The following is a 12,540-nucleotide window of genomic DNA, read 5'->3' as shown; positions in this document are numbered from 1 at the left end:
GCACGCATCTAGGAGGGGCATGAGCACGGCAAAGGAAACGATCGGGATCGGCATGGTGGGCCACGCGTTCATGGGCGCGGTGCATTCGCACGCGTGGCGCAGTGTGCACCGGTTCTTCGCGCCACCGCTGATCCCGAGACTCGCCGTGCTCGGCGGCCGTGACGAGGTGCGGACAAAGGCCGCGGCGGAACGGTTCGGCTGGGAAGACGTCGAGACGGACTGGCGCGCGCTGATCGCCCGCGACGACGTCGACCTGGTCGACATCTGCACACCGGGCGACAGCCACGCCGAGATCGCGATCGCCGCGCTCGAGGCCGGGAAGCACGTGCTGTGCGAGAAGCCGCTGGCCAACACCCTCGCCGAGGCCGAAGCGATGGCCGAGGCGGCGGCGAAGGCGCGGGCCGACGGCGTCCGGTCGATGGTGGCGTTCAACTACCGCCGGGTGCCCGCGCTCGCGCACGCCAGGAAGCTGGTCGCGAGCGGGGCGCTCGGCGAGATCCGCCACGTGCGGTCGGTCTACTTGCAGGACTGGCTGTCCGACGCGCAGGCGCCGATGACCTGGCGGCTGCACAAGGACAAGGCTGGCTCGGGCGCGCTGGGCGATCTCGGCGCGCACATCGTCGACGCCGCCCAGTTCGTCACCGGCGAGACGATCACCGGGGTTTCCGCGCTGACCAACACCTTCGTCAAGGAGCGCCCGGACGGCGACGGCGGCACCGGGCAGGTCACGGTCGACGACACCGCGCTGTTCCTCGGCCGGTTCACCGGCGGCGCGGTGGCGAGTTTCGAGGCGACCCGGTTCGCGCTGGGCCGCAAGAACGCGATGCGGCTGGAGATCAACGGTTCGTTGGCGAGCCTCGCGTTCGACTTCGAGTCGATGAACGAACTGTCCTTTTTCGACGGTGGCCAGCCCGCCACCGAGGCCGGGTTCCGCCGGATCCTGGTCACCGAACCCGAGCACCCGTACGTCGGGGTGTGGTGGCCGCCGGGGCATCTCCTCGGCTACGAGCACACCTTCACCAACGAGGTCGCCGATCTGCTCACCGCGATCGGCGATGGCACGGATCCCGAACCGTCCTTCGAGGACGGGTTGAGGGTTCAGCAGGTCTTGGCCGCGGTCGAGCGCAGCGCGTCCGACGAGGCGCGATGGACCGCTGTGCCCGGCGTCACCGCGAAAGGAAGCAGCTGAGGAGTAGATCCAGCCGAAAGTCGCATGACGACCATCACCGCGACTTGGTTCGATCCGAAACATCCGACCATCGGAGGTCGGGTTCTCGGGCTGGGAAAGGTGGAGGAAATGCCTGCTCACGAGCGTACGGGCATCTGGTTGATCGGCGCGAGGGGGTCTGTGGCCACCACGGCCGCGGTGGGGCTCCTCGCGCTGCGCGCGGGAGTGACCGGCGGTGGCGGCTGTGTCACCGAGCTGCCCGCGTTCGCCGGGGTTCCGTTGCCGGGCTGGGACGATCTGGTCCTCGGCGGGCACGACATCGCGCATACGCCGCTGGAGAAGCGGGCCGAGCAACTGGCGCACGCCGGCGTGTTCGGGCATGCGGTGTTCGCCGCGGTCCGGTCGGGGCTGGCCGAGGTGGACGCCGAGATCCGCGACGGCTACCACCCGGCGTCCCACACCGGTGCCCAGGCCGACGCGGCCGCCCGGCTGACGGCGGACATCCGAGCTTTCGCCGACCGGCACGACCTCGCGCGGGTCGTCGTGGTCAACGTGTCCTCCACCGAGGCGCCCTGTCCCCACCTGCCCGAACACGACGACCTCGCCGCGCTCGAAGCGGCGCTCGCCGACCCGGCGCGGGCGGTGCTGCCGTCGAGTTCCCTCTCGGCCTATGCGGCACTGAAAGCGGGCAGCCCGTACGTCGAGTTCACGCCGTCCGCCGGGATCACCCTGCCCGCGCTGCGTGAGCTGGCTGAGCGGGAAGGCCTGCCGTACGCGGGCTGCGACGGCAAGACCGGCGAGACGTTGCTGCGCACGGTCCTCGCGCCGATGTTCAGCGCGCGGGCGTTGAAGGTCCGCTCCTGGGCGGGCACCAACCTGCTCGGTGGCGGCGACGGCGAGACGCTGGCCGACCCGGTGACCGCGAACAGCAAGCTCGAGTCCAAAGCGCGCGGGCTCGCGGCGCTGCTCGGCGAGGACGTCACCGCGCCGCTGCACATCGACAACGTGCCCGACCTCGGCGAGATCAAGACCGCGTGGGACCACGTCTCGTTCGAGGGTTTCCTCGGCGCGCGCATGAGCCTGCAGTTCACCTGGACCGGCTACGATTCCGCGCTCGCGGCGCCGCTGATCCTGGATCTCGCGAGGCTGGTGACCGCGGCGCACGCCGCCGGCCAGAGCGGCGCGCTGACCGAACTCGGGTTCTTCTTCAAGGATCCGTTGGGCAGCGACGAACACCGGTTCGCCGAGCAGACCGCCCGCCTGATCAGCTGGGCGGGAACCCTGTGAAGGCCTACGTGGAACTCGTGCGGGCGCCCGCCGCGCTGACGGTGCTCGGCGACACGGTCGCCGGATCCGCCGCGGCGGGGCTCAGGATGACCGGGCGACGGCTGCTGCTGCCGTTGTCGTCGGTCGCCTTCTACTGGGCCGGGATGGCCCTCAACGACTGGGCGGACCGGAAGCTCGACGCCGTGGAGCGTCCCGAGCGGCCGATCCCGTCCGGGCGGGTGAGTGCCGGCGCGGCGCTCACCACCGGGGCCGCGCTGACCGCCGCGGGACTTGGCCTGGCAGCGCTCGGCGGCGGCCGCCGGGCGATGCGGGTCGCGGTTCCGCTCGCGGCGGCGGTGTGGGCCTACGACACCGTGCTCAAACCGACCTTCGCCGGGCCGGTGGCGATGGCGGCCTGCCGCATGCTCGATGTCCTGCTGGGCGCTGGTGACTCTCCGAAGAAGGCGGCCACCGCCGCGGCCGCGGTGGGCGTCCACACGCTCGGCGTCACGGCGTTGTCCACCGGGGAAGTGCACGGCGCGAATCCGGCGACCGCCCGGGCGGCACTGGCCACCAGCTGCGCGGCGACAACGTTGGCATTGACCGGACCAGCACGTGGGGGCTGGCATCGCGCGGCCTCGATGGCGGCCGGTTCCGGCTACGCGGGCCTGGTCGGCCGGGCACAGGCGGACGCTGTCCGTGACCCGTCGGCGAAGTCCGTGCGCTCGGCGACGAAGTCCGGCATCCACGGAATGGTCCCGCTGCAGGCGGCGGTCACGGCCAAGGGCTCGGTACTGGGGGCCGCGCTGGTCGCGGCCGCGCTCCCGATCGCCCGCAAGCTGTCGAGGAAGGTGAGCCCCACATGACGTTTTCACTCGGATACGGCACCAACGGCTTCTCCAACCACCGCCTCGACGACGCCCTCGCGATCATCGCCGACCTCGGGTACACCGGGGTCGCGCTGACCTTGGACCACGATCACCTCGACCCGTTCGCCGACGATCTGGCGCGGCAGGTCGACCACGTGGCCTCCCGGCTTTCGTCGCTCGGCCTGAACCGGGTCGTCATCGAGACGGGCGCGCGGTACCTGCTCGACCCGTGGCGCAAGCATTCGCCGACGCTGCTGTCGGACGACCCCGCGCTCCGGGTCGACTTCCTGGCACGGGCGTTGCGGATCGCCGGAGATCTCGGTGCGGACTGCGTCTCGTTCTGGTCCGGTGTGTCCACTGTGGACAAAGACGTCGCGTGGTCCCGGTTGCGTGAGGGCGTTGCGGCGGTCCTGGAGCACGCCGCGCGGCTGAACGTACGGCTGGCGATGGAACCCGAGCCCGGCCACCTCGTGCAGCATCTGAGCCAGGTCCTGGACCTGCGCAAGGAACTCGGCGAGCCGGAGCTGTTCGGGGTCACGCTCGACGTCGGACACTGCGTCGCGGTCGAGCCGGTCAACGCGGCCGAATGCGTCCGCCTCGCCGGCCCGCTGCTGTGGAACGTGCAGCTTGACGACATGCTGCCGAGAGTCCACGAGCATCTGGAGTTCGGCGACGGACATCTGGATCTGCCGGGGACGCTCGCCGCGCTGGCGGAAATCGGCTACACCGGCCTCGCCGCGGTCGAACTGCCCCGGCACAGCCACGCCGCGCCGGACACCGCGCGCCGGGCCTTCGAAGCGCTGACCGCCGCGATGCCTCAGACGTGGTCGGCCAAGGCGGAACGCCGGATCCGGGAGAAGCCGTCGGTGATCGGCTCGCTCTTCCCGGCGGTCGGCCGCGAGGTCGGCCGGGAGGCGCTGCGCCCGGACACCGATCCGCAGGGGCTGGTCCACGGCACCGTCGATGACCGGGAGAGGGTCCGGCTCGTGGCGGTACTGGCCGACGTCCTCGACGACGCCGCACTGGCCGCGGAACTGCGCGATCTCTACCGCTTCGGCGACGACGCCGAGCGGCGCGGGGTCCTGCGGGCGCTCAACGCGCTGGAGTTCCCGGGCGCCGAAGTCACCGATGCCGGGATCAGACTGGTCGAAGACGCCTTGCGCGCCAACGACATCAGGCTGGTCGCGGCCGCGATGGGGGCTTTCGCCCGATTCCTGGACGACCACACCTGGCGCCACGGCGTCCTCAAATGCGTCTTCGTCGGGGTGCCGCTGGCCGCCGTCGCGGATCTCACCTCCCGCGCGGACGACGAGCTGAGGCGCATGCTCGCCGACTTCGCCGACGAACGCAGGGCGGCCGGACGTGACGTACCCGCCGACGCCCTCTCCTTGCTCAAGGAAGGCCACTGACCGTGCGTATCTTCGATCCCCACATCCACATGTCCTCCCGGACCACCGACGACTACGACGCCATGTACGCGGCCGGTGTCCGCGCGCTGGTCGAGCCCGCGTTCTGGCTGGGGCAGCCGCGTACCAGCGTCGGCTCGTACACCGACTACTTCGACGCGCTCATCGGCTGGGAACGGTTCCGCGCCGCCCAGTTCGGTATCCGGCACCACTGCACGATCGCGCTGAACCCCAAGGAGGCCAACGACCCCCGTTGCCGCGAGGTGCTCGACGTGCTCCCGAGGTACTTGGCGAAGGACGGCGTGGTCGCGGTCGGCGAGGTCGGCTACGACTCGATGACCAAGGAAGAGGACGAGGTCTTCTCGCAGCAGCTGGCGATGGCGCTGGAGCACGATCTCCCGGTGCTGGTGCACACCCCGCACCGCGACAAGCTGGAAGGCACCAAGCGCACGCTCGACGTCGTGCGCGAGGCCGGCGTCGCGCCGGAGCGCGTGGTCGTCGACCACCTCAACGAGGTCACCGTCAAGCTGGTCAAGGATTCCGGCGCCTGGATGGGGTTCTCCATCTACCCGGACACCAAGATGGACGAGCACCGGATGGTCGAGATCCTGCGCCAGTACGGGCTCGATCAGATGATCGTCAACTCGGCCGCGGACTGGGGCCGGTCCGATCCGCTGAAGACCGCCAAGACCGGGCAGGCGATGCTCGACGGCGGTTTCACCGAGGCCGACGTCGACAAGGTGCTGTGGCAGAACCCCGTCGACTTCTACGGCCTGAGCGGCAGGCTCACCCTCGACCCGCTGCCCGGTTTCACCGGCGAGGCCGTGACCTTCGAGGGCAACTCGGTGCTGCGAGGTGCCCGCAAATGATCTCCTACTGTACGAACGTCCACCCCGCCGAAGATGTCGACGGCATCGTCGCGCAGCTGGAGCGGTACGCGCTCCCGGTGCGTGAGCGACTGGGCGCGGATCGGCTCGGCGTCGGGCTCTGGCTTTCCGCGCCGGTCGCGCGCGGGCTGGCCGAAGACGCCGGAGCACGCAAGCGTTTTCGCGCCGAACTCGACGCTCGTGGTCTGTCGGTGTACACGCTGAACGCGTTCCCGTACGGCGGTTTCCACGACGACGTCGTCAAGCACGCGGTCTACCGTCCTGAGTGGACGAACCCTGACCGGGTCGCGTACACGATCGACTGCGTGAACGTGCTGTCCGATCTCCTCGCCGAGGATGCTTCTTACGGCAGCATATCGACGCTGCCGTTGGCTTGGCGTGAACCGTGGACCGAACAGGACGACCGCCGCGCCACCGAGGCGTTCGGTCAGGTCGTCCGGGCGATCGGTGGCCGCCCGATCAAACTGGCCGTCGAGCCGGAGCCCGGATGCGTGCTCGACACCGTGGCCGACGCGCTGGGCTGGTTGTCCGGCCGCGTCGACCCGGAGTACGTCGGGCTGTGCCTGGACACCTGTCACCTCGCGGTGTCGTTCGCCGACCCGGCGGAGACCCTCAAGGCCATCGCGGAGTCCGATGTGGACATCGTCAAGGTGCAGGCTTCCGCCGCGCTGCATGTCGAGAAGCCCGCCGAGGCGCGTGAGGCGTTGGCCGTGTTCGCGGAACCGCGCTACCTGCACCAGGTCCGCGAGTTTTCCGGCGGCGTCGTGCGCAAGGCCGACGACCTGCCCGAGGCGTGGACCGACCTGCCGGGGGAGGGGCCGTGGCGCGTGCACTTCCACATGCCGCTGCACCAGGCCCCGGCCGCGCCGCTGTCCACCACCACCGACGTCCTGCGCACCGTCGCCGCCGGACTGCCCGGCGAACCGCATATCGAGGTCGAGACCTACACCTGGAGCGTGCTCCCGGACGCGGGCGACCTCGTCGGCGGAATCGCCGCGGAACTCGCCTGGGCACAGGCGAATCTCGTCACGGAAGGGGTGTCCGCGTGAAACCCTTGGTCGTCATCGACGTCGTCGGGCTGACCCCGAAGGCGTTGCGGGACATGCCGAAACTGTCCGCCGTCGCCCGCGATGGCTGGCAGGCCGAACTGGGCACGGTACTGCCCGCCGTCACCTGCAGCGCGCAGTCGACGTTCCTCACCGGGCTCATGCCCGCGCAGCACGGGATCGTCGGCAACGGCTGGTACTTCCGCGAACTCGGCGAAATCTTCCTGTGGCGTCAGCACAACCGGCTCGTCAGTGGCGAGAAGCTGTGGGAGACCGCGCGGGCGGCGCACCCCGGCTACACGTCGGCGAACGTCTGCTGGTGGTACGCGATGGGGATGAGCACCGACGTCACGGTGACCCCGCGGCCGATCTATCACGCCGACGGCCGCAAGTCGCCGGACGCCTACGTCCGTCCGCCCGAGCTGCACGACCAGCTGACCGGCGCGCTGGGGGAGTTCCCGCTCTTCCAGTACTGGGGCCCGACGGCGTCGATCAAGTCGAGCAAGTGGGTCATCGGCGCGTCGCGGCAGATCCTCCGGGAGAAGCGGCCGGATCTGCTGCTGACCTACGTCCCGCACCTGGACTACGACCTGCAGCGCTTCGGCCCCGACGCTCCGCAAGCCCGGCAGGCGGCGCGGGAACTGGACAACGCGCTCGCGCCACTGCTCGACGACGCCCGCAACGCCGGGGCGACCGTGGTCGCGCTCAGCGAGTACGGGATCACCAACGTGCACCGGCCGGTCGACATCAACCGGGCCCTGCGCCGCGAGGGGCTGCTGGAGGTCTACACCCAGGCGGGGATGGAGTACCTCGACCCGTGGGCGTCGCGCGCGTTCGCCGTCGCCGACCACCAGGTCGCGCACGTCTACGTCCGCGACTCCGCCGATGTCGAGCGGGTTCGTTCGATCGTCGGTGAGCTGACCGGCGTCGACGAGGTGCTCGACCGCGAGGCACAGGCCCGGTACGGGATCGACCACGAACGCGCGGGCGAACTCGTCGCGGTCGCCGAGCCGGACGCGTGGTTCACCTACTACTACTGGCTCGACGACGAGCGGAAGCCTGACTTCGCGCGCGGCGTCGAGATCCACCGCAAACCGGGCTACGACCCCGCCGAGCTGTTCTTCGACCCGGAGGACAAGTTCGCCAAGGCTCGGGCCGGGTTGAACCTGGCGAAGAAGTTCGCCGGGCTCCGGTACGCGATGGACGTCGTCCCGACCGACCCGCGCTGGGTGCGCGGCTCGCACGGACGGCTGCCGGATTCCACAGAGGACGGTCCGGTGCTGCTGTGCTCCGATCCGGCCTTCCAGCCGTCCGGCCGGGTGGGGGCGACCGACGTGCATCCGTTGTTGTTGTCGTTGCAGGGCCTGAAGTAGAGGAGGTGGCGGAGGTGGTGTGGTCGATGCGTGTCGCGGACGCCACTTTCGCGACGTCTGATGTCCCGAAAGTGGCTTTCGGGACAAGGCCGCCTGTTCTCGCCGGTACCGACGTTGCGAAAGCCACTTTCGCAACCTTCAACGTTGCGAAAGTGGCTTTCGCAACACGTCGCGTCAGCACGGGCGCGGCAAGGACGTCGGTGAAGGTGGTCGTGAGTGGTAAGTGACGTTCTAACGACACTTACCACTCACGACCACCGCGCCCCCCTCCCCACCCGCCACCTCCCCTCTCCACCCGCCCCCCTCCCTTCCCCTCCCAGAAAGGACGCTCCGCTCCGCAACCCCTTCCTTGATCGCCGCCGCTCATCGAAAGGATCGCTACTGCTATGTCTTTGAAACGACGACTGGGTGTGCTCGTCACATCCATGGTCACGGCTCTGACAGGCGTCGCGCTACCGGTGCAGACCGCATCGGCGCACGAAGCGGCCACGGTGCTCGTGTTCTCCAAGACCGCGGGCTTCCGGCACGATTCGATCCCCGACGGGATCAAAGCGATCAAGGATTTGGGGGCGCAGAACCACTTCGCGGTGGAAGCGACCGAGGACGCGGCGGCCTTCACCGACGCGAACCTCAAACGCTTCAACGCGGTGGTCTGGCTTTCCACCACCGGTGACGTGCTGAACGCGGACCAGCAGGCCGCGTTCGAGCGGTACGTGAAGGGAGGTGGCGGGTACGTGGGCGTGCACGCCGCCTCCGACACCGAGTACGACTGGCCCTGGTACGGCGAGCTGGTCGGCGCGTACTTCAAGTCGCATCCGCAGATCCAGCAGGCGAACGTCAAGATCGAAGACCACGAGCACGTGTCCACTGTGGACCTTCCCGAGACCTGGCCGCGCACCGACGAGTGGTACAACTACCGCGAGAACCCGCGCAGTAACGTCCACGTCCTCGCGAGCCTCGACGAGAAGAGCTACCAGCCCGGTGACGGCGCGATGGGCGATCACCCGATCGCCTGGTGCCACGAGAATTCCGGCGGCCGCTCCTGGTACACCGGCGGCGGGCACACCAAGGCGTCCTACGCCGAACCGGCCTTCCTCAAGCATCTGGCGGGCGGCATCAAGTACGCCACCAAGCTGAGCGAGCCGGGCTGCGCCAAACAGGAGGAAGCCCCGGTCGACGCGGACTTCGACCAGATCACCCTGGCCAAGGGTGAGGAGAAGACCGGCGAGCCGATCGCGCTGTCCGTGCTGCCCAACCGCGACGTCCTGCACACCTCGCGCGACGGCCGCGTCTGGTACACCAGTTCCTCCGCGACCACCTCGCTGGCCGGGCAGATCCCCGTCTACAACCACGACGAGGACGGCCTCCAGGGTGTCGCCATCGACCCGGGCTTCGCCAAGAACCGCTGGGTCTACCTGTACTACGCGCCCAAGCTGAACACCCCTGCCGGTGACGCGCCGGAGAACGGCACCCCCGCCGACTTCGAGCCGTTCAAGGGCTATAACCAGCTCTCGCGGTTCAAGCTGGGCACCGACAACAAGCTCGATCTCGCGAGCGAACAGAAGATCCTTCAGGTCCCCGCCGAACGCGGGATCTGCTGCCATGCCGGCGGCGAGATCGACTTCGACGCACAGGGCAATCTCTATCTGTCCACAGGGGACGATTCCAACCCGTTCTCCTCCGACGGTTACACGCCGATCGACGAACGCGCCGACCGCAACCCGGTGTACGACGCGCAGCGCACCTCGGCCAACACCAACGACCTGCGCGGCAAGGTGCTGCGGATCAAGGTCGGCGCGAACGGTAAGTACACCATCCCCAAGGGCAACCTGTTCCCGCGCGGCACGGCCAAGACCAAGCCCGAGATCTACGCGATGGGCTTCCGTAACCCGTTCCGATTCGCCGTCGACCGCGAGACCGGCTGGATCCACCTCGCCGACTACGGTCCCGACGCCGGCGCGGCCGACCCGAAGCGTGGTCCCGGCGGCACGGTCGAGTTCAACCTGATCAAGAAGCCGGGCAACTACGGCTGGCCGTACTGCATCGGCGACAACCAGCCGTTCATCGACTACGACTTCGCCACCAAGCAGTCCGGCGCCGCGTTCGACTGCGCCAAGCCGAAGAACACCAGCCCGCGCAACACCGGGCTGACCGATCTGCCGCCGGTCGAGAAGGCGTGGATCCCTTACGACGGCGGTTCGCTGCCCGAGTTCGGCACCGGACCCGAGTCCCCGATGGGCGGGCCGGTCTACCAGTTCGACGCGAAGAACCCGTCACAGACCAAGTTCCCGGAGTACTTCGACGGCAAGACCTTCGCCTACGAATGGGAACGCGGCTGGATCAAGGAGATCACCGTCGGACCGAACGGGGAGCGCGGTGCCATCAAGCCGTTCTTCGACTCGATGGACCTCGTCCGCCCGATGAACCTCGAGTTCGGCCCGGACGGCGCTCTCTACGTCCTCGACTACGGCACCGGCTACTTCGGCGGCTCCAAGGAATCCGCCGTCTACCGCATCGACTACACCAAGGGCCGCCGGACGCCGATCGTCAAGGTGGCCGCGGACAAGACGTCCGGGCAGGCACCGCTGACCGTCGAGTTCGACCCGGCCGGGACGAACGACCCCGACGGCCAGGCGTTGTCCTACGCGTGGGACTTCGACGGCAACGGTACGACCGATTCCACCGAAGCCACCCCGGTTTCCCACACCTACGCCGCGAACGGCCAGTACACGGCGAAGCTCTCGGTCACCGACTCCACCGGGCTGACCGGTTCGGCGAGCGTGGTGGTCACCGTCGGCAACACCGCGCCGGTGGTCACGCTGAAGACGCCGGTCAACGGCAGCGTGTTCAGTTTCGGGGACATGGTCCCGTTCAAGGTCGAGGTGACCGACGCCGAAGACAACCCGATCGACTGCTCGAAGGTGACCGTCGAATACATCCTCGGCCACGAGGGGCACGGACACCCGCTGAGCCGTGCGACCGGCTGTGAGGGCACCATCGCCACCCCCGCCGACGAAGGGCACGGCGCGGACGCCAACGTCTTCGGCGTCATCAACGCCAGCTACACCGACAACGGCGGAAACGGCGTGCCCGCGCTCACCGGCGAGGCCGAGTCCATCCTGCAGCCGAAGCTGAAGCAGGCCGAGTTCTACACGCAGTCCAGCGGGATCGAGGTCGTCGCGCACGCCGGCGCCAGTGGCGGCAAACGCGTCGGCCACATCGAATCCGGTGACTGGATCAAATTCGACCCGGTGAACCTCGTGGGTGTCAGCGGCATCGGCTACCGGGTGTCCTCCGGTGGCGCGGGCGGCACGATCGAGGTCCGCTCGGGCACGGTGGACGGACCGCTGGTCCAGACGGTGACCGTCGCCAACACCGGCGGCTGGGACACCTATGCCGACATCCCGGCGTCCGCCATCACCGACCCCGGCGGCACCGGCCCGTTGTTCCTCGTGTTCAAGGGCGGTTCCGGCGGCTTGTTCGACGTAGACGCGATCACCTTCGAGGAGTCCTGATGAGCCGTCCGATCACCCTGTTCACCGGCCAGTGGGCGGATCTCCCGTTCACCGAGGTGTGCAGGCTCGCGAGCGAGTGGGGCTACGACGGCCTCGAGATCGCGTGTTCCGGCGACCACTTCGAGGTCGATCGCGCACTGTCCGAAGAGGACTACGTGCCCGGACGCCTGAAGCTGCTGGCCGAGCACGGCCTGAAGGTGTGGGCCATCTCCAACCACCTCGTCGGGCAGGCCGTCTGTGACGACCCGATCGACGAACGCCACCAGGCCATCATTCCCTCGCGGGTGTGGGGGGACGGTGAGCCGGAAGGCGTCCGGCAGCGGGCGGCGAAGGAGATGGCCGACACCGCCCGCGCGGCGGCGAAACTCGGCGTGGACACGGTGATCGGCTTCACCGGTTCGAAGACGTGGAAGTACGTCGCGATGTTCCCGCCGGTGTCGCAGGCGGTCATCGACGACGGCTATCAGGACTTCGCCGACCGGTGGAACCCGATCCTCGACGTCTTCGACGAGGTGGGCGTGCGGTTCGCCCACGAGGTCCACCCATCGGAGATCGCTTACGACTACTGGACCACGAAACGTGCGCTCGAAGCTGTCGGCGACCGTCCGGCATTCGGGCTGAATTGGGATCCTTCGCATTTCATCTGGCAGGACCTCGACCCGGTCGGCTTCATTCTCGACTTCGCCGACCGGATCTACCACGTGGACTGCAAGGACACCAGGAAGCGGTTCGACGGGCGGAACGGACGGCTCGGCTCGCATCTCCCCTGGGGAGATCCCCGACGCGGCTGGGACTTCGTTTCGACGGGGCACGGCGACGTGCCCTGGGAGGACTGTTTCCGCGCACTGAATTCGATCGGCTACGCCGGTCCGATCTCGGTGGAGTGGGAGGACGCCGGCATGGACCGGCTCCGGGGCGCGGCGGAAGCCGTGACCTTTCTGCGGGGGCTCCTGTTCGACAAGCCGTCGGCGGCCTTCGACGCGGCTTTCAGCAACCAGAAGTGAGGGCGG

Annotated in this window: 9 protein-coding genes; all 9 read left to right on the top strand. The window is 68.9% G+C overall.

Features of this window, described 5'->3' with window-relative positions:
* The first annotated feature begins 19 nt into the window (after window positions 1-19).
* The 9 genes from BLW75_RS16880 to BLW75_RS16840 all read left to right on the top strand — a co-directional run bounded on the left by BLW75_RS16880 (window position 20) and on the right by BLW75_RS16840 (window position 12,534).
* Window positions 20-1,189, top strand: a complete 1,170-nt coding sequence (locus BLW75_RS16880; protein WP_034317967.1) for a Gfo/Idh/MocA family protein — start codon at window positions 20-22, stop codon at window positions 1,187-1,189.
* 108 nt (window positions 1,190-1,297) lie between these two features.
* Entirely contained in the window at window positions 1,298-2,455 is a 1,158-nt protein-coding gene (locus BLW75_RS16875; RefSeq protein ID WP_034318019.1) for an inositol-3-phosphate synthase, read from the top strand.
* Window positions 2,452-3,300, top strand: coding sequence for an SCO3242 family prenyltransferase (locus BLW75_RS16870; protein WP_034317970.1), 849 nt, complete (start codon window positions 2,452-2,454; stop codon window positions 3,298-3,300). Before BLW75_RS16875 ends, BLW75_RS16870 begins: the two co-directional genes overlap by 4 nt.
* Window positions 3,297-4,712: an EboA domain-containing protein gene (locus tag BLW75_RS16865; protein WP_034317973.1), complete on the top strand. Its 1,416-nt coding sequence runs from the start codon at window positions 3,297-3,299 to the stop codon at window positions 4,710-4,712. The genes BLW75_RS16870 and BLW75_RS16865 overlap by 4 nt, the downstream gene beginning before the upstream one ends.
* 2 nt (window positions 4,713-4,714) lie before the next feature.
* Window positions 4,715-5,578 (top strand): TatD family hydrolase, encoded by an 864-nt coding sequence (locus BLW75_RS16860; RefSeq protein ID WP_034317976.1) that lies wholly within the window; start codon window positions 4,715-4,717, stop codon window positions 5,576-5,578.
* Window positions 5,575-6,645: a metabolite traffic protein EboE gene (eboE, locus tag BLW75_RS16855; protein ID WP_034317979.1), complete on the top strand. Its 1,071-nt coding sequence runs from the start codon at window positions 5,575-5,577 to the stop codon at window positions 6,643-6,645. The genes BLW75_RS16860 and eboE overlap by 4 nt, the downstream gene beginning before the upstream one ends.
* Window positions 6,642-8,015, top strand: a complete 1,374-nt coding sequence (locus tag BLW75_RS16850; RefSeq protein ID WP_034317981.1) for an alkaline phosphatase family protein — start codon at window positions 6,642-6,644, stop codon at window positions 8,013-8,015. The genes eboE and BLW75_RS16850 overlap by 4 nt, the downstream gene beginning before the upstream one ends.
* Window positions 8,016-8,440: 425 nt before the next feature.
* Window positions 8,441-11,530 carry a ThuA domain-containing protein gene (locus BLW75_RS16845; protein ID WP_034313680.1) on the top strand — a complete coding sequence of 1,030 codons (3,090 nt, stop codon included), beginning with the start codon at window positions 8,441-8,443 and terminating at the stop codon, window positions 11,528-11,530.
* On the top strand, window positions 11,530-12,534 hold the full coding sequence (locus BLW75_RS16840; RefSeq protein ID WP_034313678.1) for a sugar phosphate isomerase/epimerase family protein: 1,005 nt from the start codon (window positions 11,530-11,532) through the stop codon (window positions 12,532-12,534). The genes BLW75_RS16845 and BLW75_RS16840 overlap by 1 nt, the downstream gene beginning before the upstream one ends.
* Window positions 12,535-12,540: the final 6 nt, after the last annotated feature.

The sequence above is a fragment of the Amycolatopsis lurida genome (assembly GCF_900105055.1).
GTDB lineage: Bacteria > Actinomycetota > Actinomycetes > Mycobacteriales > Pseudonocardiaceae > Amycolatopsis > Amycolatopsis lurida.
The sequence above is the reverse complement of the archived record's forward strand: the minus strand, read 5'-3'. Positions and strand labels throughout refer to the sequence as shown.